This window comes from Pseudoflavonifractor sp. MSJ-37 (assembly GCF_018917965.1).
Taxonomy (GTDB): domain Bacteria; phylum Bacillota; class Clostridia; order Oscillospirales; family Oscillospiraceae; genus Pseudoflavonifractor_A.
The window spans coordinates 742,351-767,861 of record NZ_JAHLPP010000001.1; the positions used below are offsets into that span (position 1 = coordinate 742,351).

Consider the following 25,511-nt stretch of genomic DNA (forward strand, 5'->3'; position numbering starts at 1 on the left):
CATTTTTTGGGGCTTGGTCCCGACCGGGACGAGAGGAGTCAGCCGCGGTCCTCGATGCCGGAACGAGCGGCCTTGAGGACCTTTTCCAGATCGGCGGGCAGGCTCCGCACATAACAGCCGGTGGCATCCGCGATCGCATTGACGATGGCGGGAGCGACGGCGCAGGCGGTCGGTTCGCCCAGTCCGCGGGCACCATAGGGGCCGGTGTTGGTGGGCTCCTCCACCACGATGGGGGAGAGGTCCTCCGGCATATCCATAGCGGTGGCGATCAGATAGCGGTCGAAGTTCCGGTTGCGGATCTCGCCGTCCTTGATGGCCAGGTCCTCATAGAGGGCGTAGCCAAGACCCATGGAGACGCCGCCGTCGATCTGCCCCTTGACCTCCTCCTTGTCGAAGGCGTGGCCCACATCATGGACAGCCGTGAACTTCTCCACAGAGACCTGACCAGTAGCCAGATCCACCTCCACCTCGGCCATACACACACCGTAAGCATAAGACTGATAGGCCTCGCCATTGCCGTTGGCCCGGTCATATTTCAGACCGGTGACGGTGTACCAGCCGTGACCGTAAGCGTTCTGGCCCTGAGCGTGGATCTCCTGCACCAGATGGAGATAGGTGACGAAATGCTCCGGGTCGGCGGGATCATAGATCTTCTCATCCTTGAACTCCAGCCGGCCGGCGGGGACGCCCAGCTCCTTGGCGGCGATGACGGACATCTTGTCCCGGACCTGCTGAGCGGCGTTCTTCATGGCATTGCCTACCACGACGGTGGTGCGTGTGGCCACGGTGGCGCCGCTGTTGGGCACATAGTTCGTATCCACAGGGCAGACCACGATCCGGTCCCGATGGACGCCCAGTGTCTCACAGAGCACGTTCACCAGCATCGTGTGACAGCCCATGCCCACCTCGCTGACACTGGTGAGGATCACGATGCTGCCATCCCAGTTCGTGAGCATGGAGACAGCGGAGGTATCCAGCCCCTGACCGGCGGCGCCGAAGGCCTCTCCACGGTGGAGGAGGGCCATGCCTACGCCGCGGACCTTGCCGAGCCCTCTGCGCCGTGCGCGGCTGGCCTTGGCGGCCTCCCGCCGGTCGGCCCAGTGGAAGTCCTCGTCTGCCCGCGCCAGACACTTGCCCAGAGACACGCAGGTCATGGTCTGGCCCACGGCGGAGACATCGTTCTCCCGGATATGGTTCTTCCGGCGGAACTCCATGGGGTCCATGCCCAGCTCCCGGGCCACCTCGTCCATGACGACCTCGCAGGAAAAGTCCACCTGCGGAGAGCCAAAGCCCCGCATGGAGTCAGAGTAGAGGTTGTTGGTGTAGGCGAAGGTCAGGTCGGTGTGGGCATTGGGCACCACATAGGGGCCGCAGGACTCGATGGCGGAACGGGTGGCCACCGGGTGGGACTTGGAAGTATAGGCGCCGCCGTCGCCCAGGATCGTGACCTGGATGGCGGTGAGCGTGCCATCGTCCTTATAGCCGACCTGATAGCGGCAGTGATAGGGGTGCCGCTTGGTGCCCTCCAGGATGGACTCCTCACGGGTACAGACCAGACGGACCGGACGTCCGGTGATAGTGGCGGCCACGGCGGCCCGGGAGGACATGACGGCCAGATCGTAGTTCTTGCCGCCGAAGGAGCCTCCGATGGTGGGGATCCGCAGGCTCACCCGGTTCTCGGGCAGGCCCAGAGTCTCACACACAGTCTGGCGGACGTTATAGGCACTGTTGGTGGGGGCATAGACCACCATGGACTGGAACTCGGGGACGGCCACTACGGCCTCGGGCTCGATGGGCATGTGCTCCTGACGCTGGGTGTCATACTCCCGGACCAGGATGTGGTCCGCCTCGGCGAAGCCAGCCTCCACATCGCCCTTGCCGGTCTGGTAGTGACAGAGCACATTGCCGTTGGGATGGAGCAGGGGAGCGCCGGGCTTGAGGGCCTCCTCCGGTGTGGTGACGGCAGGGAGGACCTCGTAGTCCACCTGGACCAGCCGGACGGCCTCCCGGGCCTGCTCCAGTGTCCCGGCCACCACCATGGCCACGCCCTCGCCCATGTACTTGGGCTCCACGGCGAAGATAGGCTTGTGAGTGGGCTGACAGGGGATGCCGGGGATATCCTTGGCGCTGACTATAGTGACGACGCCCTCTGCCGCGAGAGCGGCAGAGGCATCGATGGAGATCACCTTGGCGTGGGGATGGGGACAGCGGACCACTGCTCCGTGGAGCACGTCCGGAAATTTCAGGTCATTGACGTATTTCGCTTTGCCAAGGACCTTTTCCAGAACATCGATGCGCTGGTTCTTCTGTCCCATCTCCCTTACTCCTCTCCCCGCATGGCCCGGGCGGCATCTTCAGCGGCCTCGATCACCTGCTGATAGCCGGTGCAGCGGCACAGGTTGCCGGAGATGGCGGTCTTGATGGCCTCGCGGGAGGGGGCGGGATCCTTGTCCAGAAGGGCCTTCACAGACATGACCAGACCGGGGGTGCAGAAGCCGCACTGGAGGGCGTGGTGGTCCAGGAACGCCTGCTGGATGGGATGGAGAGACTCGTCGCTGGAGATGCCCTCTACGGTGACGATGCTCTTGCCCTCCATGGAGGAGGCCAGCACCAGGCAGGAGTTCACGTTCTCACCGTCCACCAGAACGGTGCAGGCACCGCACTCGCCTACGCCGCAGCCTTCTTTCGTACCGGTGAGGGCCAGATCCTCCCGCAGGACATCCAGGAGGCGGGCATAGGGCTTCACGTCCAGCTCTACCGGCTCACCATTGACCGTCATATGTACTTTGACCAGTTCCATCACTCAGCGACCTCCGTTCCATTCTCCAGAGCCCGACGGACCAAAGCGGTGATGACGGGCTGCTTATATTCCGTAGACCAGCGCACGCCGGTGCGCTCGATCATCTCATCGGCTACGGCCTTGGCGGCGTCATCGATGAGGGCGGCGTCGGGCCGGCGGCCCAGCAGGAGGGCCTCCGCCTTGCGGGCACGGTCCGGAGCGGCGAACACGCATCCGGGGGCCAGCGCCACATGGTCGATCACGCCCTCGGCGTCCTGATGGACCACCAGGGACACGTTCATCCGGGAGATGGACAGCGCCTTCCGGCGGCCCAGCTTCAGGAACACGGTGCGCATATGGGCCACAGAGGGGAAAGAGAACCCCAGAATGATCTCATCGGGAGCCAGAGCGGTCTTGCCGGGCTTTACGATCATGTCGGACATGGGGATGGTCCGCTGGCCGTTCGGGCCCTGGACTAGGGCATTGGCCTCCAGCGCGATCAGCACGGGCATCGGATCGGAGGCGGGGGAGGCGTTAGCGACCGCGCCGCCGATGGTGCCGCGGTTGCGGATCTGGGGGCTGCCCACGCTGGCGCAGGCGGCGGCCAGCAGAGGGGCGTGCTCCGCCAGCACGGGGCTGTGTTCGGCGGCGGAGTGGGTGGTCATGGCGCCCACATGGACGATGCCGTCCTCCACCCGGATGCCGGACAGCTCGGGCAGAGCGGACAGGTCCACCACATATTGCAGATCTTTCCAGCGGGCGCTCTTCTCCCGGACCTGTACCAGAAAATCGGTACAGCCGGCGATGGGACAGCTCCTGCCCGGCGTCTTGAGCAGGAAGGCACAGGCCTCCTCTACGGAGGCGGGTCTCACATAGTCATAGCGAAGCATCTCTCATTCTCCTCCTATCAGTCCAGCTCTTTGCCCAGCAGGACCTGCTCCATGCTGCAGGGATTGTGGCGTACGCGCTTGCCGGTGGCGTTGTACACGGCGTTGGCGATGGCGGCGGCGATGCCGTCCAGAGAGGGCTCTCCGATGCTCTTGGCACCGAAGGTGCCCTGGTCGGTGTCACACTCGAAGAGGTTCACGTCGAACTCGGGGATATCCATGGCGGTGGGGATGATGTACTTGTCGAAGTTGATCGTCTTCATGACGCCCTTCTTGTCGTACTTGATGTCCTCTGTGGTGCCGTAGCCCATGCCCTGGAGGGCACCGCCGCAGATCTGGCCCACAGCCAGAGCGGGGTTGATGACGGTGCCCAGATCGTGGGAGCAGGTGAGCTTCTTCACGTCCACATAGCCGGTCTCAGTATCCACCTCCACCTCGGCGATGATGACGCCGTAGGCGTACTGGGGCCACACCTTGCCCTGGCCGGTGGCGTGGTCGCTGTACAGGTCCTTGGGGGGCTTGTACCAGCTGTAATGGCCCATCTGATGGCCGCTCCAGATGGAGATGCCGCAGATGTCCTTCATGGTACGGGTGACGGAGGGATCGGCCTTCAGGAAAAAGATGCCGTTCTTCAGGTCCACCGCGTCCTTCTCCACGCCCATGATCTCGGCGGCATTCTCCAGCAGGATCTCACGGAGCTCCAGACCGGCCTTGCGCATGGATTGGGCACCCATAGTGGTGCCGCGGGAGGCCACGGTCATACCGGAGTCGGGGATGGAGTGGGTGTCGGTGCCGAAGAAGCGGATGGACTCATAGGGCACGCTCAGGGCCTCAGCGGCGATCTGAGCATAGGCGGTCTTGAGGCCCTGGCCGTTCTCGGCCAGACCGGAGTTGATGAGGATGGAGCCGTCCTCCATGACGGTGATCATGGCGCCGGAGGCGTCAGGAGTCTCACAGCCGGTGCCGCAGCCGCGCATCATGGAGACCATGCCGATGCCCTTGCGCTTGATGCCGGTCTGGTGCTTGTAGGCCTCGTGCTTCTTCACATAGTCGGTCTTTTCGGCGGAGTAGTCGATGATCTCCTTCAGGATGACGTGCTCCAGGACCTGGCCCACGCCATTGGTCTTGCCGTCCTCCACGCAGTTCCTGCGGCGGACGTCCAGAGGCTCCATGCCGATGGCTTCAGCGGCTTCCTCGATGAGCTGCTCCAGAGCGAAGAGGACCTGGGGATTGCCGAACCCGCGGAAGGCACCGCCCATGATGTTATTGGTGTAGACGCCGGTGATGTCGGTCTTGACGTTGGGGATACTGTAAGCGCCGGAGGAGTGGGCGCAGGCCTTCCAGTTGACGTACTGGGCCTGGTTGTTGTAGGCGCCGGCATCCACGTAGATGTCGTTCTGGAGGGCGGTGATGGTGCCGTCCTTTTTGATGCCGATCTTGCACTTGAGGGTGTAGGGATGGCGCTTGACGCTCTCCATCATCAGCTCCTCGCGGGTGAACACCATCTTCACGGGGCGCTTAGTGACTTTGCAGAGGTAGGCGGCGCGGGCAGCCACCAGACCGATGGACTCCTCCTTCCCGCCGAAGGAACCGCCGATGTTCTGCTGGAAGATGCGGACCTCGTTCATGGGGGCCTGGATGATGTCGGCCACATAACGGCGGGTGAAGAAGGGGTTCTGAGCGGAGGCATAGACGGTCATCTGGCCGTCGGCGGGATTTTGGACAGCCACAGCCGCCTCGGGCTCGATATAGCCGTGCTCCTGATGCTGGGTGGAATACTCCCGCTCCAGCACCACATCGGCCTCGGCGAAGCCGTCCTCCACATTGCCCTTGCGGAGCTTGAAGCAGGAGGGCATATAGCGGTTGTCGGCCTGGTCGTTCTCGTCGTGGATCTTGGGCGCACCCTCAGCGAAAGCCTGCTCCACACTGCTCATGACGGGCAGGTCCTCATACTCCACCTCGATGGCGTCCAGAGCGTCGTCCACCAGCTCACGGGACTCGGCAGCCACCATGGCCACACAGTCGCCGGCATGGCGGATATGGTTGGTCAGATAGGCGTAGCCGGACCAGGCGTCGGGCTTGGGCATATCGTCGGCGGTGACCACCGCATGGACGCCGCGGATGGCCTTGGCCTTGCTGGTGTCGATCTTCACCACCCGGGCATGGGCGCGGCCGGAGCGGAGGACGCCGCTGTAGAGCATCCGGGGGATGACGATGTCAGCTGCGTAGATGGCGCGTCCGGTGACTTTGTCCTCGCCGTCGATGCGGGGGACAGACTTGTTGATGACCTCGAACTTCTTGGAACCGTAGAGAGACACTTGACTTCTCCTCCTTTGATATATCTTCACGTTCTCTGGATCTTACTGGGGAAGGGGGACAGCGTCATGAGATGCTGCCAAGCCCACGCTCCCGCTTCCGGCTCACGCCGTACGTCAGGAGGAAACGATACTGCCCGGGCGTGTCCACGTCGATCTGACAGCCCAGACTGTCGGTAGGAAGGTCCATAGGAGGCGCCGGGAGGGTACGCAGGGCGCCTCTCAGCCCGCCCTCGCCCCGGAAGGCCACTACCTGCTCCACGGCCGGGCGGGTGAGAAGCACCGGGTGCTGGCCCCGGCCCTCCCGGACAGGGCGGCCCCAGAGGCTCCCGGTCCGGTCCAGCTCGGTCAGGAGCGCCCGGCAGACAGCGGGCTCTACCGCGGGCATATCGCCCGGCAGGAAGAGGACCTTGTCGTAGGCGGCGGCACAGGAGAGACCGATCCTCACGGAGGCGAACATATCTCCATCGGCATAGCGGGGGTTTTCCACACAGCACACCCGGGGATGCCCTCGGAACAGGGCTTCGATCGACCTGCCCTGATGCCCGACCACCACGAAGACCTGCTCCGCGCCGCTGGCCAGAAGAGACTCCACGGTAGACTCGATGATCGTGGTCCCCCCATAGCGAAGGAGCGGCTTGAAGGCGTTCATCCGGCTGGACAGGCCCGCCGCTGCCACCACGCCGGCGATCGTTGAATGATCCATAGCTTCACCTCACAGCACGGGAAATGACAGCCGACCTGCATGGACGATACAGTTTTCAATATAGGGATGCGGCTGTCTGCGCAAATCGTCGATAAAGTCATAATAAGACCTTATCCATAACTACGATACCACTCGCATAGAGGAAAGTCCAATATTTATTATTTATATATGCTATATTAAAAATAGAGATGGGCCATCCTCTGCAAGTATGGAGGAGACGGGAAAAAATTTTGCTTGTCAAATGGCGGTGGAGAGCGTATAATACAAAAAGGCTCCTATCCAGATCTGGTCAGGAGAGAGCCATCCGCCGGTGTGTCGGAATGGTAGACGAATTCGACTCAAAATCGAACGCTGTAATGGCGTGTGGGTTCAAGTCCCACCACCGGTACCAAGTCGGAGCAAGCAGTATCGCTTGCTCCGGCTTTTTTGTGTTCGGATATGGCGATCCTCTAAAAAATTATCGCACATTATCACGGATGTTCATCTACCGAAGCAGGGAAGATCGTGCTATAATGACGAGTACTGACCCATGACCACCCATCGCCGTGGCGGAACAAGATAGAGCTGGGAGGCAGATGCCCATGAAACACCATATGAAACGAGTCCTGCGCGGCATCCTGCTGGCCGCCGCCGTCGGCCTCCTGATGAGCGGGTGCGACCTGCACTCCGATGATGACCTCTACCATCTGCCGGAGCTGCCCACGGAGTTCAAGAACCTGACCAGTGAGATCAACGAGGTGCTGAGCCAGGGGGCGGAGTACGCCGCTCCCCTCGGCGGGGAGAACATCCAGAACATCCAGCTCCAGGATATGGACGGGGACGGCGCCGTCGATTCCGCGATCGTATTCTTCCGCATGAGCGGGGAGGAGGAGTCCCTGAAGATCTGCATCTACCACCAGCTGGGGGAGACCTATGAGCTGGAGGCGGTGATCGAGGGCAGCGGCACCGGCATCAACTATGTGGATTATGTGGATCTGGACGGCGTCCCCGGCAAGGAGGTCGTGGTGAGCTGGCAGCTCAGTGAGCAGATCCATTTCCTGGCCGCCTATTCTGTGTCCAGCGAGCAGGTGGTAGAGCTCCTCCAGACCAATTACAGCGTGTTCAAACTCTTCGATATGGACCGGGACGGGGACGATGAGATCCTGATCCTCAACACCAAGCCGGAGGGCGGCGGACAGGCCGAGCTCTACGACTTCCGGGACGGTCTCATGGAGCTGGACTCCACTGCCGCCCTCTCGGCCGGGATCAGCAGTATCCAGGAGGACAACGCCCGCAAGGGGACCCTGGAGGACCATGTGCCCGCCCTGTTCGTGACCTCTGACCTGCCGGCGGGCACCGGAGAGACCGGCGGACAGCTCACCGACATCCTGGTCTGGGAGGACCGCCCGGGACGGTCCAAGTCTCTCCGGAACATCACGCTGGACCCGGTGTCCAATGTCAGCGTGGAGACCCGCAGTCTCTACACCGGCGTCCGTTCGGCGGACATCGACAAGGACGGGATCATGGAAGTGCCGGCATCGGAGCCGCTGCCCGAGTTCGGACAGAGTACCGCTGCGGTCAACTTCTGGCTCAACCGGTGGTACCGGTACGACATGGACGGCGTCCGGAGCTATGTCCGCACCACCTATTATAATAAACAGGACGGCTGGTATCTGGACCTGCCGGAGGAGTGGGACGGACGGCTGGTCCTCTCCCGCAGCGATACCGCCGGCGGGGGCGAGCGGGCCGTGGTGTTCTCCTTCTGGGACAGGGAGTCTGGCCAGGAAGAGCCCGAGCCGTTCCTGGAGGTCTATCGGCTCTCCGGGAGCAACCGGACCAGCCGGGCCGTCCTGCCCGGGCGCTTCCGCCTGGGCGACAGCGGGGAGGACACCCCTACCGTGATCTATGCCGCCGAACTCCTGAACGGCGGAGGGGACTGTGGTCTGGACGAGGACGGGGTGAAGGACCGGTTCCACGTCATCCAGACAGACTGGGATTCGTTCGATCAATAAGCGCTCAGCGCACAAGGAGAGGGATCGTGTTGAAAAAGGTACTGGTATTGGAGGATGAGACCAATATCCGCAGCTTCGTGGTGATCAATCTGAAGCGGGCGGGCTATGAGACCATCGAGGCCGGCACGGGCGAGGAGGCGCTGGAGCTCCTGCGGCAGAACCCGGACACCAAGGTGGCTCTGCTGGACATCATGCTGCCTGGGATCGACGGCTTCGAGGTCTGCCGCCGGATCCGGGCCAGCAACAGCCAGATCGGTATCATCATGCTCACCGCCCGCACCCAGGAGATGGACAAGGTGACGGGCCTCATGACCGGAGCGGATGACTATGTGACCAAGCCCTTCTCTCCGGCGGAGCTCACCGCCCGGGTGGACGCCCTCTATCGCCGGGCCGGCGGAGTGGTGCAGGAGAACGCCGAAGAGATCCATCAGCCCCCGTTCCTCCTGAACACCCGGAACCGGACTCTGGAGAAGAACGGCCAGCGGGTGAAGCTGACTCAAGTGGAGTATTCCATCATCAAGCTCTTCATGGACAACCCCGGCAAGGCCCTCTCCCGGGAGGAGATCCTGGACACGGTGTGGGGCCGGGACTACTTCGGCGAGCTGAAGATCGTGGATGTGAACATCCGCCGTCTGCGTATCAAGATCGAGGACGACCCGACCAGTCCTACCTATATCAACACCGTGTGGGGCTACGGTTATAAATGGGGCGCGTGAGCGGCCCAGACCCTGAGCAGGTGGTGGATCCATGAAAAAGATGAAGGGCATCCGGAAGCGCTGGATCATGAACAGCATCAGCGCGGTCCTGGTGGTGGTCCTGTTGTCTGTGACTGCGTTCTCCGTGGCCATGGTCAGCTACTATTACTCCAATATGCGCACCGGCCTCCAGAGCAAGCTGACCGTTGCGGCCAATATGTTCAGCGGCTACAAGACCGAGGCGGACTACTATCAGAACGCCTCCGCCTTCGTCACGGGACAGTTCGAGGACAGTGATACGCTGAACTTCCAGATCTTGGACAGTGAGGGCGTCATGCACTTCTCCAGCCTGATCCAGATCGCCGGCTATCAGCCCGACACCCCCGACATCCGGGAGGCCCTGGGCGGGGTGCACATGGGCGTCTGGACCGGCTCCGACCCGGATACGGAGGAGCACGTGATGGCGGTCTCCTGTCCCTTGAAGGTGAACGGCGAGGTGGTGTCGGTGATTCGGATCGTCACCTCGCTGGTGCTGGTGGACCGGCAGATCGTGATCGTAGTGGCCGCCGCCCTGCTGGTGGGCCTGCTGGTGCTGGCTCTGCTCTATCTGTCCGGGCTGTATTTCGTCCGGTCCATCGTAGACCCTGTGGTAGAGGTCACCCGCACCGCCGAGCATATCGCAGCCGGGAGCTACGGCATCCAGATGGAGAAGCAGTTCGATGACGAGGTGGGCGACCTGATCGACGCCATCAACGATATGTCTCTGAAGATCAAACAGTCTGAGAAGCTCAAGAACGAGTTCATCTCCTCGGTGTCCCATGAGCTCCGCACGCCCCTCACCGCCATCAACGGCTGGGCCGAGACCATCATGAACGGTGAGGTCCGGGATGCTCAAGACGTGAAGAAGGGCATGGGCATCATCGTCAGCGAGGCCCGGCGCCTCACCAACATGGTGGAAGAACTGCTGGAATTCTCCCGCATCCAGGACGGCCGCTTCACCCTGTCGGTGGAGCCCATCGACATCAAGGCCGAGTTGGAGGACGCGGTGTATACCTATAAGGAGTTCTTCCGCCGAGACGGCATCGAGCTGACCCACACAGACTGTGAAGAGGAGTTCCCCATCATGAACGCCGACCCGGAGCGTCTGCGGCAGGTGCTGTGCAACCTGCTGGACAACGCCGCCAAGCACGGCGGCAGCGGCAAGCGCATCGACACGGCCATCCGCCGGGAGGGAGATCAGGCGGTCATCACCATCCGGGACTACGGCCCCGGCATCCCGGAGGAGGAGCTCCCACACGTCAAGACCCGGTTCTATAAGGGCAGCTCCAAGGCCCGGGGCAGCGGCATCGGCCTGGCGGTGTGCGAGGAGATCGTGACCCGCCATCAGGGCACGCTGGAGATCGGCAACGCCGAGGGCGGCGGCTGTATCGTCACGATCCGCCTGCCGATCGGAACATAAGTTCGGATCGGCTCTTGCGGGATGGTCCGCAGTCTGGTACAATAAAACGTGCAGAACATAAGAATGACACCCACAGGGAGGATCCCATGGCAGAAGAGAAGCAGGCTTCCGGCCGGAAGCCATTCAAGACGATGATCGGCGGACAGGCGCTGATCGAGGGCATCATGATGATCGGACCCGACCGGAAGGCCGTGGTGGTCCGCAAGCCGGACGGCACGCTGGAGGAACAGGTCAGCGACCGGGTCCTCATCAAGGACAAGTATCCGCTCCTGGGGCTCCCGTTCCTCCGGGGCATCTTCAATTTCGGCTCCTCTATGGCCAACGGCGTCAAAGCCCTCATGTTCTCGGCAGAGTTCTATGGCGGGGACGAGGGGGAGGAGGAGCCCTCCAGGTTCGAACGGTTCCTGGAGGAGAAGCTGGGGAGCGAGAAGCTCTCCTCTCTGATCGTGACTCTGGCGGTGATCCTGGGCATGGCCTTCTCTGTGGGGCTGTTCATCCTCCTGCCCACGGCCGTGGTGGGCGGGATCGGCTGGCTGTTCTCCGGGATGCCCATGTGGGTGCGCAATGTGCTGGAGGGCCTGGTCCGGATCGTGATCTTCGGGGGCTACCTGATCCTCTGCTCCAAGACCAAGGACATCCACCGGGTGTTCCAGTACCATGGGGCGGAGCACAAGACCATCTTCTGCTATGAGGCCGGTCTGCCCCTGACCGTGGAGAACGTACGGAAGCAGCCCCGCCACCATCCCCGGTGCGGCACCAGCTTCCTCTTCGTCGTGATCGTGACGGCGATCCTGCTGTCCAGCATCGTGTTCTCCTTCGTGGCGCTGACGGCCCCTCTCGCCCGGATGGGCGTCCACCTGCTCCTCCTGCCGGTGGTGGTGGGCCTGACCTATGAGCTCAACCGTCTGGTGGGCCGGTATGACAATGCCGTGACCCGGCTCCTGACGGCCCCTGGCCTCTGGCTCCAGAACTTCACCACCTTCGAGCCGGATGACTCCATGATCGAGGTGGGCATCCGGGCCTTCACGTTGGTCCTTCCGGAGGAGAAGGGCAAGGACGCCTGGTGAGGCTCGGACAGAGAACGGTTTATAAAGAGAGAGCGTGATCGTAATGGCGACGACTTACAATAACCTGTACCTGGACACCCGGCACAAGCTGAAGAGCGCCGGGATCGAGTCCGCTCAGCTGGAGGCCCGGGAAATCGTCTGTGCGGCGGCCGGGAAGAGCCGGGAGCAGTTCTACCGGGACTTGACTCTCTATGCCTCCGATCAGGTGGAGGCTCAGGTGACGGATCTGGTGGAACGGCGGCTGGCCGGGGAGCCGGTGGCCTATCTCATCGGCGAATGGGAGTTCTATGGGCTCCCCCTGACGGTGAGCCCAGACGTGCTGATCCCCCGGATGGACACCGAGGTCCTGGCGGAGCAGGCGATCCTGCTGGCCCGGGCGGCAGGAGAGGGGGGCCGTGTGCTGGACCTGTGCGCCGGGAGCGGCTGCGTAGGGCTGGCGGTGGCCGCCAATGTCCCCAGCACCCGGGTGGTATTGGCAGACAAGAGCGACGGCGCGCTCCGGGTGTGCAAGCAGAACGTCCGCCGAAACGAACTCAACGCCCGTGTGACCTGCATCCAGACCGACGCGCTGGAGCCCCCTCCGGCGGCCCTCTGGGATTTCGACGTGATCGCCAGCAACCCGCCCTATATCCCCAGCGGGGACATCGCCGGACTGGAGCCTTCGGTCCGGGACTATGAGCCCCGGATGGCCCTGGATGGCGGCACAGACGGACTGGACTTCTACCGGGCCATCGCCCGGGACTGGAAGAAGGCCCTGCGTCTGGGCGGCACGCTCCTCTTTGAAGTCGGGATGGGGCAGGCCCCTGATGTGGCAGAGCTCCTCCGCTGGGAGGGCTATCAAGACATCCGGATCTTCCAGGACACCCAGGGCATCCAGCGGGTCGTGTCCGGCGTGGCCGATATCGAGGACGGAGGACACGAAAGGTGAGTCCGTTTTATCGGACTTTGATACGGGTATCATAGTCTCAGACGAAGGACGGGACGCCCGTCCCATGAGATCTTGCAAGGACGGCCTCCGGGCCGGAAAGGATGATAGAAGAATGGCGGATAAGAAGAGGATCATCGAGGCGGCGGCGCCCGCCTCTGACAAGAAGAAAGCGCTGGAGACCTGTCTGGCGAACATCGAAAAGACCTATGGCAAGGGCACGGTCATGCGTCTGGGCGAGAATACCCATGTGGTGGTGGAGGCCATCCCCACCGGCTCTCTGGCGCTGGATCTGGCGCTGGGGATCGGCGGTGTGCCCAAAGGGCGCATCATCGAGGTGTACGGCCCCGAGTCCTCCGGCAAGACCACTCTGGCCCTCCATATCGTGGCCGAGGCCCAGAAGCGGGGCGGCGAGGTGGCCTTCATCGACGCGGAGCACGCGCTGGATCCCACCTATGCCCGGGCTCTGGGCGTGGACATCGACTCCATGCTGATTTCCCAGCCCGATACCGGTGAGCAGGGCCTGGAGATCTGCGAGGCGTTGGTCCGCTCCGGCGCCATCGATGTGGTAGTGGTGGACTCCGTGGCCGCACTGACGCCCCGGGCCGAGATCGAGGGCGACATGGGCGACTCCCATGTGGGCCTGCTGGCCCGCCTCATGAGCCAGGCTCTGCGGAAGCTGGCCGGCTCCATCGCCAAGACCAACTGCGTCGTGATCTTCATCAACCAGCTCCGCGAGAAGGTAGGCGTGGTCTACGGCAATCCGGAGGTCACCACCGGCGGCCGTGCCCTGAAGTTCTACTCCTCCGTGCGCATGGACGTGCGCCGGATCGAGTCCATCAAGAACGGCACCGAGGTGGTGGGCAACCGTACCCGGGTCAAGATCGTGAAGAACAAGGTCGCGCCGCCCTTCCGGGAGGCTGAGTTCGACATCATGTATGGCGAGGGCATCTCCAAGGTGGGCGAGCTGGTGGATTTGGGCGTCAAGCTGGACATCATCCAGAAGTCCGGCTCCTGGTTCTCCATGGGCGAGATGCGTCTGGGCCAGGGCAAGGACGCCGTGAAGCAGTATCTGAAGGAGAACCCGGAGGAGGCCGAGCGCATCGAGGCCGAGATCCGGGCCAACGCCTGGAAGCTCCTGCCCAGCCGGGCCAATGCGGCCCCTAAGACGCCCGCCGCCGCGCCCGCTTCCACCGGCGTCAAGTCTGCCGGGAAGGCGGTGGACGTGTCCGCCGAGGACTTCGAGGACGGCAGCGGGGCCGAGGCGTAAATGAAGCTGATCAAGCTGGCCCCCTCCCAGCGGGTGAAGGGACGCTGGCTCCTCTATCTGGAGGATGGATCGCTCCTGCGGGTGGGGGAGAACGAGGTGCTGGGCTTCGGCCTCTACGCCGGGATGGACCTGACTGGAGAGCGTCTGGCGGAGCTGACCGTCTCCGCCGCCCGGTCGGCGCTCCGGGAGAAGGCCCTGGCGGCCCTGACCGCCCGGCCGATGTCCCGGAAGGAGCTGATCGGCAAGCTGACCGCCAAGCCCCGCCGCACGAAGGAGGGGACAGAGCCTCCTGCTGTGGATCCCGCCGCCGCGGAGGAAGCGGCGGACTGGCTGGAGGATCTGGGCTATCTGAACGATGAGGCCTATGCCTCCACCGTGGTCCGGCACTACGCCGGCAAGGGCTATGGGGAGCGGAAGCTCCGGGACGAGCTCTACCGCCGGGGGGTGCCCCGAGACTACTGGGAGGCGGCACTGGAGGAGGTCCAGGACCCGGCCGGCGAGATCGACCGCTTCGTGCGGAAGAAGCTGGCGGGGGAGGACCCCGACGACCGGAAGGCTTTGAAGCGGGCTTCCGATGCGCTGGCCCGCCGGGGCTACCGCTGGGAGGACATCCGGGATGCCCTGGAGCGCTGGCGGGCGGAGGCAGAGGACTCTGAGTCCTCGTGAGGTCGGGCCGTTTCCGGACATGGATCTTGACAGGAACAGTAGAAATGGAGGGCTTTGGCCCTCCATTTCCCAGCGTGTCGAAAAAGTTCGACACGCTTCTCAGAAATGCAGGCATTTCTTCGAGGGAGACGCAGGCCGCCACGCGCACTCGCTGCGCTCGCACACTTGCGGCCTGAGAAGAGTTTTTTCTGAGGCGCATGTCCCCAGAAAAAACGCCTTGTATCTTATTCCGTCACCTGCGGGTGACGGAACTCTGCGAGGCTCTTGCATCGTTCCCCGTGAGAAATCACTTTTTTGACAGACACAGACTGAGAAATGGAGGGCTTTGGCCCTCCATTTCCGTTTTTATGGGTTGACTTTTTCGGCTGGTCGTGTAAACTTTACTTTTAGACTAATATGGAGAGGAGCCTGTCATCCTCTCGAAAGGACCGTTGGAGGGATCTGATTTGGATCATCGATATAAAGTGGCATTCGTCTCGCTGGGATGTGCCAAGAACCTTGTGAACACGGAACAGATGATGGCGCTGTGTCGGGAGGCCGGCTATGAAGTGACCGGCGACCCTGCCGGAGCGGATGTGGCCGTGCTCAATACCTGCGGCTTCATCGAGTCCGCCAAGAGCGAGGCCATCGACCACATCCTGGAGCTTGCCCGTCTCAAGGATGAGGGCAAGCTGAAGAAGCTGCTGGTGGCTGGGTGTCTGACCCAGCGCTACCGGGACGATATCCGCACCGAGCTGCCCGAGGTGGACGGGATGCTGGGCACCGGAAGCTATACCGATGTAGTCACCGCCGTGGCAGAGCTCATGGGCGGCGGGCATCCCGAGCATTTCGGCGACATCCACCGTACCTATGAGGACGGCGAGCGGATCGTGACCACCGCGTCCTACACCGCTTTCCTGAAGATCGCCGAGGGATGCAGCAACGGCTGTGCCTTCTGCATCATCCCCAAGCTCCGCGGCCGCTACCGCAGCCGTTCTCTGGAGTCCGTCCTCCACGAGGCCCGGGAGCTGGCGGACCGGGGCGTGAAGGAGCTGATCGTGATCGCGCAGGACATCACCCGCTATGGTCTGGATCTGGAGGACGGCACCACGCTGGCGGGCCTGCTGAAGGAGCTGTGCAGACTGCCCTTCCGGTGGATCCGGCTCCACTACCTCTATCCGGAGGTCATCACCGACGAGCTCATCGAGACGATCGCTTCAGAACGGAAGATCCTCCACTATCTGGACATCCCCATCCAGCACTGCAATGATGAGATCTTGGCTTCCATGCGCCGCCATACGACGAAGGCGGAGATCGAGGCCCTCTTCGCCAAGCTCCGGGCCGCTATGCCGGATCTGGTGATCCGCACCTCTCTGATCTGCGGTCTGCCCGGAGAGACAGAGGAGAAGTTCGAGGAGCTCTGCGATTTCCTGCGGGAGCAGAAGCTCCAGCGGGCAGGCGTGTTCCAGTACTCCCGGGAGGAGGGCACGCTGGCCGCCCGCATGGAGGACCAGGTGGATGACGATGTGGCCCGCCGCCGGGTGGAGCTGCTGGTGGACCTCCAGTCCCGGGTCATGGACGAGTGGAACGAGAGCCGCTTGGGCGAGACGGTGGAGGTCCTCTGCGAGGGCTTCGATCCGCAGGAGGGCTGTTATGTAGGCCGGACCTACGCCGATTCCCCCGAGATCGACGGCCGTGTCCTGTTCACCGCTGGGGGCGTGATCCCCGCGGGCGAGTTCGTCTATGTGCGTCTGACCGGCGTCTCCGATGGGGACCTGACCGGCGAGATCGAGGGGTGAGCCGATGAATCTGCCCAATAAGCTGACGATGCTGCGGATCCTCATGATCCCGGTGTTCCTGGTGGTGCTGTATCTGGGGATCCCCGGCGGCACCTACATCGCGCTGGCCGTGTTCGTCCTGGCCAGCGTCACCGACTTCGCCGATGGCTATCTGGCCCGGAGCCGGGGCCTGGTGACGGATTTCGGAAAGTTCATGGACCCGCTGGCGGATAAGATGCTGGTCATGGCCGCCATGTTATGGTTCGTAGAGGCGGGCCGGATGCCCGCCTGGGCGGTGCTGATCGTGGTGGTGCGGGAGTTCGCCGTCAGCGGCCTGCGCCTCATCGCCGTGGACAACGGCCGGGTGATCGCCGCGGCTTGGTCTGGAAAGGTCAAGACCGCCTCCACCATGGTGGGCATCTGCCTGATGCTCCTGCCGGTCCCCGGCTGGGTGGACCCCGTGGTCACGGCCGTGATCGTGATCACCACCGTCTACTCCGGCATCGAGTATTTCGTCAAGAACAAGGACGTCATGGACTGGACCAATATGTGACCTGTGCTCCAGCAGATAAGCAGATAAAAGGAGCCCCCGGATGATCGGATCGGTCATCCGGGGGCTCCTATCGTTATATGGAGTTGATGGAGTTTAGAAGGCGTTCAGCTTCTCGGTCAGCTGAGACAGGGCGTCCAGCTCACCGGAGACCTGCTCGTCCAGGCGCGCCGTCTCCTCGGTCCGGGCGGCCTTGAGGGCGTCCAGCTCGGCGGAGCAGTCGGCGCCGGCCTCCTTCTGCTGGAGGGACTCGATCACATCGAACAGGTCCACGTGGCCCTGGACCCGGCCCGCGCCCCACATGAGGCGGTCGGCGGGCTGATCCAGCACATAGTTGGTGAAGTGGTCGTAAGTCTCGCGGCTCCAGTCGTAGGCATACCAGTTGTTGTCCACCAGATAGAGGTAGTCATCCAGCGCGGCGGCGGCGTCATCCTGCTCCAACGCGGCGATCGCGCCGTCCAGCGCCGCGATGTTGTTGGTGCTGTGCTCATGGGGGAAGATGGAGACATCCTCCCAGGTCAGGCGGACGAAGCAGTCCTCCGCATAGCGGAAGGCCTCCAGCGCGGCGGTGTTCAGGGTGCGGCTGTCGGCAAGGAGCTGGTCGGCCTTGGCGGTGTCGCCGGCGTCCAGCGCCGTCCGATAGTCGGCGTTGACGGTGGAGACCTTCTCCCAGGCGCTCTTGGCGGCGGCATCGGCCTCGTCCAGCGCGGTGTTCAGGGAGGAGACCTGCTCTTCGCTCAGGACAGACTCGTCCATGCTCTCCCGCAGGGAGGAGAGGCGGGTGGAGAAGTCCAGGGGAGAGACGGCGCACCGGTCGTAGGCCAGCATCAGCATCCCGTACATCCCGTGATGGAACTGGAACGCCTCGGAGCTGTACGTGTCCTCGTTGTCGAACTGGCTGTGGTAGTGCGTCTGGGCGAAGCCGCCTCGCAGAGCCGTTACGGAGGAAGGCACACCGGCGATGGACAGGGAGAAGTCGTCAGACCAGGTCTGGGTGGGGACAATGACCTCGATGCCGTTGGGGAACACGCCCTCCACGGCGGGCACATCGTCCTTGAACCCCTCCACGAAGGTCTTGAGCTCATAGGAGGTACGGATCTGGTCCGTGTCGCCCTCATTCATAGCGGGGAGCTCGAAGTTGATGTCGGCCACCACCTTGCCCACCCATTCAGGATGGACCCGGAAGATCTCGTTATAGGCGCCGGTGGACCAGTCGTAGCGGGTATCGCTGACGCCCCACTCCTCGGCGGCCATGGCGGAGAACACCAGGGTCTTTTCCGGCTGATAGCCGCTGTCCACGATGGCCTTGGCGATGCCGAACATCAGGGCGATGGCGGCGTTGTCATCCTGGAAACCGGCAAAGTAGGAGTCATAGTGGGCGCTCATGAGCACCATAGCGTCGGGGTCACGGCCGGGGATCGTGCCCACGATGTTATAGGAGGTGCCGTCCAGGCCCACGGAGCTCTCGGCATCCAGCGTGACCTCCAGCTCCTTGGTGCCGGCCTGCTCCATAGCGGCCCGGATGGCGTCCGCGTCGGTCCGGGAGATGGAGAGAGCGGGGGCGTCTGCCGGACCGCACACGTCCTGGGCGTTCAGCGCATCGTCGCTGACCTCGGCATAGCCGCCGTTCTGAGCGGCCAGGACGGCCGCCGCTCCGTGGAGGTGGGCCTCATAGGCGGGATAGTTGATCCACCAGTCCGCCCGCTGGTCGATATCCACCAGCACCAGCTTTCCGGTCACATCCAGACCAGCCAGGTCGTCCTCAGTCCCTCGTCCGCCGTCCACGATCGTGAACGACTTGGCGCCGCCGGTGGAGAGGTCAGTCTGATAACCGCCCAGCTCCACGGTCTTTTCGCTCCCATCCGCCGTGGGGTAGGTGAGCCGCGCGTGGTCGAAGGTCCAGGTGTCCAGGGTGAACGCATCTTTCGTCACGTCAGAGAGCCCGATAGACTCCATCTCCGCTTTCAGCATATCACCCGTCGCGATCTCCGCGTCGGACCCTGCCGTGCGGTAGCCCAAAGCCTCGTTGGACTTGATATCCTCCAACTTCTTTGCCAGTCCGTAGGAATAATCCAGATCCACATGGTCCAGATAGGCGGCCTGAGCCGCCGCAAGGGTGGTGGCCTCGGAGGTCTGAGTGGCCTGAGGCTGGGACTGGGTCTGGCTGCCGCACCCGCTCAGGGTCAGCAGCATGGCGAGAGCGCCCGCAGTGCATCGCTTGGTCTGTTTCACTTATCAACATCCTTTACATCAAGTTCCACGCCGAAAAACGGCATGTTGGCATGTATCATATCAGAGCTGGGAGGACTTTTCAATAGTTTCGATCGAAAAAACTGTAAAAATATCACAAGGGAAGCCTGCTCTGCGCTGGACGGCCAGTCGTAGGCTCGACAGGTACAAAAGCTCCCGGCAGAGACGGTCATCTCTGCCGGGAGCGAAATGGGTACGTTATTTTTTCAATGCGGCTTCCTGTTCCTTGAGATGTTCTTCTTGGACCCGGAGCTTCTCCTGGGCCAGCTCCTTTTCCTTCACCGTGGGGCCCTTGTGGGGCTTGCCCTTGTGGCGGCGGATCAGGAGGAAGAGCACAGCGGCCAGGATCAGCACGCCGGCGATGCCGCCGCCGATCACCAGGGGGAGAGGGAGCTTTGCCTTGGGGACCAAGACCAGAGAACCGGAGGCAGGACCGGTGAACACCAGATAGCTTCCGTCCCGCTCCGCGTCATCCACCGGGGTGAGCGCGCCGTCCTGGAGGAGATAGAGCGTGTCGCCCTTGTCTACGGAGCGGACCCGGAGGGCCACGGTCTCCGGAACGGCGGAATCAGGGTCGATGATGCTGTAAGAGTAGCCCGCAAGATCGTCCCGGTCCAGAAGTCCCTCGTCCGGGATCCAGTTATCGATGGACAGATGGGCAGAGGGGGAGAAGGAGCCTTCCGCCAGCAGGACGGGCTGGCTTCCGCCGGAGGAGATCGTGGTGCTCCAGTTGTTGTACACCGCGTGGACGGTGGTGGGGCGAAGGATGTCGGCGGCGTCGAAGTCCTCCCACTCACCGTAGTAGCCGTTCCAAACAGGCACGGCAGGGAAGTCGGCTGGGTCGATCTGACCGCCGTATTCCGTGGGGATGGTCTTGACCACCTGACCGTTGGAGACGAAGGTGACGCTGAACTGGAGGAACTCTGCGGGCACGCTGGACAGGGCGGAGAAGTCCTCGAAGGAGAGGCCGGTGGTCTGACCGGCGAAGGTCACGCCGTCCACGCCTGCCAGAGATTCCTGGAGGAACCAGTTGCCCTGGATCGTGCCGCCGTCGTCCTCGCTGTCATCGGAGCTGTCGCCGTTGAGGGCATCGTTCAGCTCCTTCAGGAAGCTGGTGCTGTCATCGGAACCGGCGATCGCGCCCAGCTGTTCACCACCGTCGCTGTCGATGCGGGTCATGGCCACACAGCCGGAGATGTCCCGGCCCTGACCGGCGATGCCGCCCAGCATATCGCCGCCGGTCAGATCGGCCTGCGCAGAGCAGTCCTTGATGACCGAGCGGGAGACACCGGCGATGCCGCCGGCTTTTCCGCCGTCATCCTCGGAGGCGGCCACCTCCACGGGGCCGCGGCTGATGCAGTTCACGATGGCACCCACCATGCCGTTGCCCACGATGCCGCCGGCCACGGACTTTTTGGCGGTGACACCGCCCTCGTTCCGGGAGCCACGGACGGTGGCGGTCAGATAGGCGTCCGTGTCCAGCAGGAGCAGGTGCTCCTGGTCATCCAGATCCCACTCCTGCTCCGGGTCGGAGGCCACCTCCATGGAGACGTTGCCCACGATGCCGCCCACGTTCTGGTCGGCGTTGATGTCGGCCGTGTTCCGGCAGGAGCTGACCCGGCCCGCGCCCTCGTCAGCGTGGGCGTCAGAGACGTCCAGGATCTGGCGCTCCGGCTTCTTCGTCATCTCCATCAGGTCGGAGCGGACCTGGTCCAGCTGGTCCAGGATGGAGAGGGTGGTGTCATAGAGCTCCTTGCTGTGCGCAGAGGCTCCGCTGTTCATCTTGTCCATCTGCTTCTGGATGATCTGTAGCTGGGCATCGATATCATCAGCGGAGGAGTGGCCCTTGTCGTAGATAGTGTTCCAGTAGCGGTCCAAGGCTTGGGAGATCACATCCAGCTGGCTGTTGATGGACCGCAGGTCACCGCTGGAGGCGTCCGCGAAGGTCTTGGTCAGGGACCGGACCGCGTCTGTGGCATCCTGGAGGTCATCCAGTGCGTCGCTGGCCTGGTCCCAGTACTTCCGGGCGTCCTTGGAGGCGCCCTTGTAGATGTCGTTCAGTTCGGAGACCATCTCGGAAGCGGTATCGCTGATTTGGGAGATCCCGTTGGTGACCTTGTCCAGATGGCCGGAAGGGTCGATGCCCTTGAGTTCCTTGAACGCCTTGTTCAACTGCTGGAACAGCGCGTAGAGGTCACCGGCATAGTTGTTCTGACCGAAACCGGGATCGATATCGTCACTGCTCCCGCTGCCGATCTGACCGATCAGGTCCTGGATCTGCTTTGTGATGGACTCACAGGTCTTGAGGAACTTCTGGATGGCCTTCAGGTCATCAGAGAGGCCGTTCATGCCATTGATGACCTTCTGCATCTCATCGTCGATGTCGTCGAAGCTGTCCTCCATGGTGTCGAAGGCATCGCCCAGACCGGTGTCCACGGTGTCGGCCATATCGTCCACGGCTTTGCGCATGGCGGTGACGGCCGCTTTCATGGCGTCCAGCTGGCTGTCGGTGTCAGCGCGGAAGGCGTCAGTCCGGTCCAGCAGGGAGGTGAAGGTCTTGTTGATGATGCCGGTGGAGCCGTGGACGGTCTGGATCACCGCGTTGGTGTCCTCCAGCAGGTCGTTCACAGAGGTGTTGCTCCGCTTGCGGATCTCGTCCATGGCGTCGTTGATGATCTTCATGTCATCCACTGCATCGGTGGTGGTATCGTAGGTCTGCCGGGCAAAGATCCGCATCTGATCGGTGAACTCCGCCATAGAGCGGTCCAGCGCGTCGATCGGGTCGGTGCCGTAGGAGAAGCTGATGTCGGGCTCGAACTGGCCCACGATGCCGCCCACGTCCTTGCGGCCATAGATCTCGCCGCTGTTCACGCAGGAGACCACCGCACCGCTCTGGAGGCCCACGATGCCGCCGATATTGTAGCCTTTGTGGTCATAGCCCAGCACCGCGTGGTTCTCACTGGACTGGATGGTACCGGTGGAGCGTCCGGCGATGCCGCCTACGTTGCGCGGGGCATCGTCCTCCGCCTCCCGGCCGATCTCGCCCTGATTGGCGCATCGGTCGATCAGACCGTCGTTATGGCCGGCGATGCCGCCCACATCGGTGGTGCCGGTGAGGGATGCGGCGCTGGTGGAACTGCGGATGACGCCGGTGTCCTCATTGGTGCCCACTAGGCCGCCGACCTGCTTCTCGCCCCTGACGATTCCGGAGACGGAGCAGTCCTCGATGGTGCCCTTGTTCACGCCGGCCAGCAGGCCCACCTCGGTCTTGGAGCCTCCGGGACAGAGGTAGCCGTCCTCGATGGTGAGCCCGGAGACCTCGGCGCCCTCTTCTATGTAGCGGAACAGGCCCATCTGGGAGCCCTTCTTCTCCACGTGGTAATTGGTGATGGTGTGGCCGTTCCCGTGGAAGGTGCCGCAGAACACGGGGATGGACGTGAAGCTGCTGCCAGTCAGGTCCAGGTCGGTCTGGAGCTCCACGGTGAGCCCTCTGGAATAGGTGTCGTTGGCGCAGTCCCCGGCGAAGGCCAGGAACTCCTTGACATCGGTGATGGTGACGTTGTCACCGGCGGCGGAGGCGGCGGGGACCAGGCTCAGGCAGAGGGTCAGAGCCAGGAACAGCGCGCCTGCCCGCTTATGGATGGTCATTTTCATGGGTATCTTCCTCCTGCTGATCCTGCCGGGCGCTGTCCTCGGGGAGCTCCGGCGTGTCCCCGCCGGGAGTGGGGATGGACTTCTTGTTCTCCACATAGGCGTCCACACTGCCGTGGAGGATGCCGTTGAACTGGCCGTCCACGAAGCCGGACACATGGCCGCGCAGGTGGCCGTCCACCCGCATGATGCCCTTCTGCACCGTCTGCTCATGGCGTTTGCCCCGCAGGGTGATGGTGGTGCGCTCCAGGAAGCGGTCGCCCAGGAGCAGGAGCTGGGGCAGGACGGTCATCACCAGCACGATGGAGGTGAGGGTGCCCCGGCCAAGGGCCAGTCCCACGGAACCGATCGTGGCGTTGGTGGAGATCTTGGCGATCAGGAAGCCCGCCGCCGACATGATGCTGCCGGAGGTGAGGACGGTGGCGAAGCTCTCGTCCAGTGACTGGATGATGGCCTTCTTGTGGTCCATGGTGTCCCGCAGGGTCATGTAGCGGTTGGTGATGACGATGGCGTAGTCGATGGTGGCGCCCATCTGGATGGAGGAGACCACCAGGTAGCTGACGAAGAACATATTGACGCCTGTCAGGTAGGGGATCGAGAAGTTGATCCAGATGGAGCCTTGGATCGTCATGACCAGCAGGATGGGCAAGCTGGTGGATTTGAAGGTGAAGAGCAGGATGATCATGACGAACAGGGCTGTCAGGACGCTGATCTTCATGTTGTCGCCGGAGAAGGAGCTGGACATATCCCGGGCGTTGGTGGTGTTGCCCACCAGCATCACGTCATCGCCGTAGTAGACCTGGGCGATGGAGCGGATCTGCTCCAGCAGATCGTAGGACTCGGCGCCCTCCTGAGGGCAGTCGGCGATAAAGACCATCCGGTCCCAGTTCTCGCCCCGGAGCTGGGCGGTGCCCTTGTCCAGTGCGTCCTTCAGGTCGTCCATGTCCTGAGCCTGATTTCCCTCGAAGGAGACGACGCCCTTGTCCCGCTCATCCAGCATGAACTCCAGAGAGTCGATCAGGGGGATGGTATACTCATCCACGTCCTGGAAGATGGGGGTGTAGTCCTCCTTGTCGATGCCGTAGGCCTGATAGAGGACTTTGGCTACTTCGATGTCCACATCCACCAGATCGGCAAACTGGCGGGGAGTGAGGGAGTCCGTGAGATAGGTCACATCGCTGTCGTCCTTGACAGAGACGCCACCATCCTCATCGTCGTCCCCCAGGTCGGCCTCGGTATTGGCCAGGCCGGTGGCCTGCGTGATCTCAGGCAGCTCGGCGACCTCCCGCAGGATACGGCCCTCATCGTCGTAGTTCCCGGTGGGGACCAGCAGGGCGATGGTGGTCTTTTGACCAAAGGTGTCGGCTACCTTGTCATCGGCGATGCGCCAGTCGGGCTTATTGTCGAAGTCGGTGTCGTTCTCGATGAACACATAGTCACACTTGTTGGAGAGGACAGCGCCCACGGCGATGACCGCCACGAAGACGATGGGGAGGATGTACCGGAGCTTCAGGACCACCTTGCCCCAGAGGTTGATGTGGGGGACCAGGTTGCGGTGCCGGGTACGCTCGATAGACTTGCCGAAGAGCATCAGCAGACCGGGCATCAGGAAGAACACCGAGATCATGCTGAACAGGATGCCCTTCACCAGCACGATGCCCATGTCATAGCCCAGCTTGAACTGCATGAGCATCAGGGCCACCAGACCGGAGATCGTGGTCAGGCTGGAGGAGGAGATCTCCACGATGGCCTTGGAGAGGGCGGTGATGTCCGCCTCCCGGGAATCCAGACCGTTGTCGCGCTCCTCCATATACCGGTGGCAGAAGATGATGGCGTAGTCGATGGCCATGGCCAGCTGGAGCACGATGGCGATGGAGTTGGTGACGAAGGAGATCGTCCCGAAGATGTAGTTGGTGCCCATATTCAGGATCGCCGCCACGACGAAGACGATCAGATAGACGGGCACCTCCATATAGCTCTTGGAGGTGAAGAGGAGCACGGCCACGATGACCACAGCGGCGATCGCCAGGATCACGGACATCTCCTTCTGGAGGTCGGCAGAGGTATCCCGGCCCACGGTGGTGGAGGGGTAGACATCATAGCCGTCCAGCAGGGCCTCCACATCCTCCAGAGACTCCTTGGCCTTGGGGTCGTCTTCGTCGTAGTCGAAAGTGACGGTGAAGAGGGCGGAGGAGTCCTTGTAGTGGTCGGTGGTGTCGTCAAAGTCCACTTCAGAGACGCCCGGTATGTCCGCGATCTGGTCGGACAGGAGGGATGCCTCGTTGTAAGTGATGTTGGAGACCATGATGTTGGCGGTGCCCAGCGTGATGAACTCCTTGTCCATCACGTCCAGGCCCCGGCGGGTCTCGGTGGTCTCGGGGAGGTACTTGGTCAGATCGTCGTTGACCTGCACCTTGCTGATGGAGACCGCGGCGAAGATGGTGGCCGCCAGGAAGATCAGGAAGAACGCGTTGCGTTTGTCCACGATCAGCCGGGCCACCTTCTCCATGAAGGTCTCGCTGGATCTGTGTTCAGATGACATG

Annotated in this window: 17 protein-coding genes and 1 tRNA gene; 10 read left to right on the forward strand and 8 right to left on the reverse strand. The window is 62.8% G+C overall.

Annotated elements, in window-relative coordinates:
• Positions 1–38: 38 nt before the first annotated feature.
• The 5 genes from KQI12_RS03440 to KQI12_RS03460 all read right to left on the reverse strand — a co-directional run bounded on the left by KQI12_RS03440 (position 39) and on the right by KQI12_RS03460 (position 6,687).
• Positions 39–2,315, reverse strand: coding sequence for a xanthine dehydrogenase family protein molybdopterin-binding subunit (locus KQI12_RS03440; RefSeq protein ID WP_216570611.1), 2,277 nt, complete (start codon positions 2,313–2,315; stop codon positions 39–41).
• A 5-nt stretch (positions 2,316–2,320) separates the two neighbouring features.
• On the reverse strand, positions 2,321–2,800 hold the full coding sequence (locus tag KQI12_RS03445; RefSeq protein WP_216570612.1) for a (2Fe-2S)-binding protein: 480 nt from the start codon (positions 2,798–2,800) through the stop codon (positions 2,321–2,323).
• Positions 2,800–3,669, reverse strand: coding sequence for a xanthine dehydrogenase family protein subunit M (locus KQI12_RS03450; protein WP_216570613.1), 870 nt, complete (start codon positions 3,667–3,669; stop codon positions 2,800–2,802). The genes KQI12_RS03445 and KQI12_RS03450 overlap by 1 nt, the downstream gene beginning before the upstream one ends.
• 17 nt (positions 3,670–3,686) lie before the next feature.
• Positions 3,687–5,984, reverse strand: coding sequence for a xanthine dehydrogenase family protein molybdopterin-binding subunit (locus tag KQI12_RS03455; RefSeq protein WP_216570615.1), 2,298 nt, complete (start codon positions 5,982–5,984; stop codon positions 3,687–3,689).
• A 64-nt stretch (positions 5,985–6,048) separates the two neighbouring features.
• The gene (locus tag KQI12_RS03460; RefSeq protein WP_216570617.1) at positions 6,049–6,687 is read right to left on the reverse strand and encodes an NTP transferase domain-containing protein; all 639 of its coding nucleotides are present in this window, start codon (positions 6,685–6,687) and stop codon (positions 6,049–6,051) included.
• Between the two features lie 306 nt (positions 6,688–6,993).
• Here KQI12_RS03460 and KQI12_RS03465 point away from each other — a divergent pair.
• The 10 genes from KQI12_RS03465 to pgsA all read left to right on the forward strand — a co-directional run bounded on the left by KQI12_RS03465 (position 6,994) and on the right by pgsA (position 17,070).
• Positions 6,994–7,078, forward strand: a tRNA-Leu gene (locus KQI12_RS03465).
• Between the two features lie 190 nt (positions 7,079–7,268).
• On the forward strand, positions 7,269–8,678 hold the full coding sequence (locus KQI12_RS03470; protein ID WP_216570618.1) for a hypothetical protein: 1,410 nt from the start codon (positions 7,269–7,271) through the stop codon (positions 8,676–8,678).
• A 29-nt stretch (positions 8,679–8,707) separates the two neighbouring features.
• Positions 8,708–9,394, forward strand: a complete 687-nt coding sequence (locus KQI12_RS03475; protein WP_216570619.1) for a response regulator transcription factor — start codon at positions 8,708–8,710, stop codon at positions 9,392–9,394.
• A gap of 31 nt (positions 9,395–9,425) precedes the next feature.
• Positions 9,426–10,832 (forward strand): HAMP domain-containing sensor histidine kinase, encoded by a 1,407-nt coding sequence (locus KQI12_RS03480; RefSeq protein ID WP_216570620.1) that lies wholly within the window; start codon positions 9,426–9,428, stop codon positions 10,830–10,832.
• Positions 10,833–10,918: 86 nt separating this feature from the next.
• Positions 10,919–11,899 carry a DUF1385 domain-containing protein gene (locus tag KQI12_RS03485; protein ID WP_253290786.1) on the forward strand — a complete coding sequence of 327 codons (981 nt, stop codon included), beginning with the start codon at positions 10,919–10,921 and terminating at the stop codon, positions 11,897–11,899.
• Positions 11,900–11,942: 43 nt separating this feature from the next.
• Entirely contained in the window at positions 11,943–12,827 is an 885-nt protein-coding gene (prmC, locus tag KQI12_RS03490) for a peptide chain release factor N(5)-glutamine methyltransferase (RefSeq protein WP_216570621.1), read from the forward strand.
• A gap of 112 nt (positions 12,828–12,939) precedes the next feature.
• Positions 12,940–14,094, forward strand: coding sequence for a recombinase RecA (recA, locus tag KQI12_RS03495; RefSeq protein ID WP_216570622.1), 1,155 nt, complete (start codon positions 12,940–12,942; stop codon positions 14,092–14,094).
• Positions 14,095–14,760 (forward strand): regulatory protein RecX, encoded by a 666-nt coding sequence (locus KQI12_RS03500; RefSeq protein ID WP_216570624.1) that lies wholly within the window; start codon positions 14,095–14,097, stop codon positions 14,758–14,760.
• Between the two features lie 446 nt (positions 14,761–15,206).
• Positions 15,207–16,538 (forward strand): 30S ribosomal protein S12 methylthiotransferase RimO, encoded by a 1,332-nt coding sequence (rimO, locus tag KQI12_RS03505; protein ID WP_216570625.1) that lies wholly within the window; start codon positions 15,207–15,209, stop codon positions 16,536–16,538.
• Positions 16,539–16,542: 4 nt separating this feature from the next.
• Complete coding sequence (gene pgsA, locus KQI12_RS03510) at positions 16,543–17,070, forward strand: CDP-diacylglycerol--glycerol-3-phosphate 3-phosphatidyltransferase (RefSeq protein ID WP_216570626.1); 528 nt, start codon at positions 16,543–16,545, stop codon at positions 17,068–17,070.
• A 93-nt stretch (positions 17,071–17,163) separates the two neighbouring features.
• Here the strand turns inward: pgsA and KQI12_RS03515 are convergent, their stop codons facing one another.
• From KQI12_RS03515 to KQI12_RS03525, 3 genes are all read right to left on the reverse strand, one after another.
• Positions 17,164–19,299: a M28 family peptidase gene (locus KQI12_RS03515; RefSeq protein ID WP_216570627.1), complete on the reverse strand. Its 2,136-nt coding sequence runs from the start codon at positions 19,297–19,299 to the stop codon at positions 17,164–17,166.
• Between the two features lie 216 nt (positions 19,300–19,515).
• Positions 19,516–22,971: a peptidase gene (locus KQI12_RS03520; protein WP_216570628.1), complete on the reverse strand. Its 3,456-nt coding sequence runs from the start codon at positions 22,969–22,971 to the stop codon at positions 19,516–19,518.
• Positions 22,952–25,510: an RND family transporter gene (locus tag KQI12_RS03525; protein ID WP_216570629.1), complete on the reverse strand. Its 2,559-nt coding sequence runs from the start codon at positions 25,508–25,510 to the stop codon at positions 22,952–22,954. The genes KQI12_RS03520 and KQI12_RS03525 overlap by 20 nt, the downstream gene beginning before the upstream one ends.
• Between the last annotated feature and the right edge of the window lies 1 nt (position 25,511).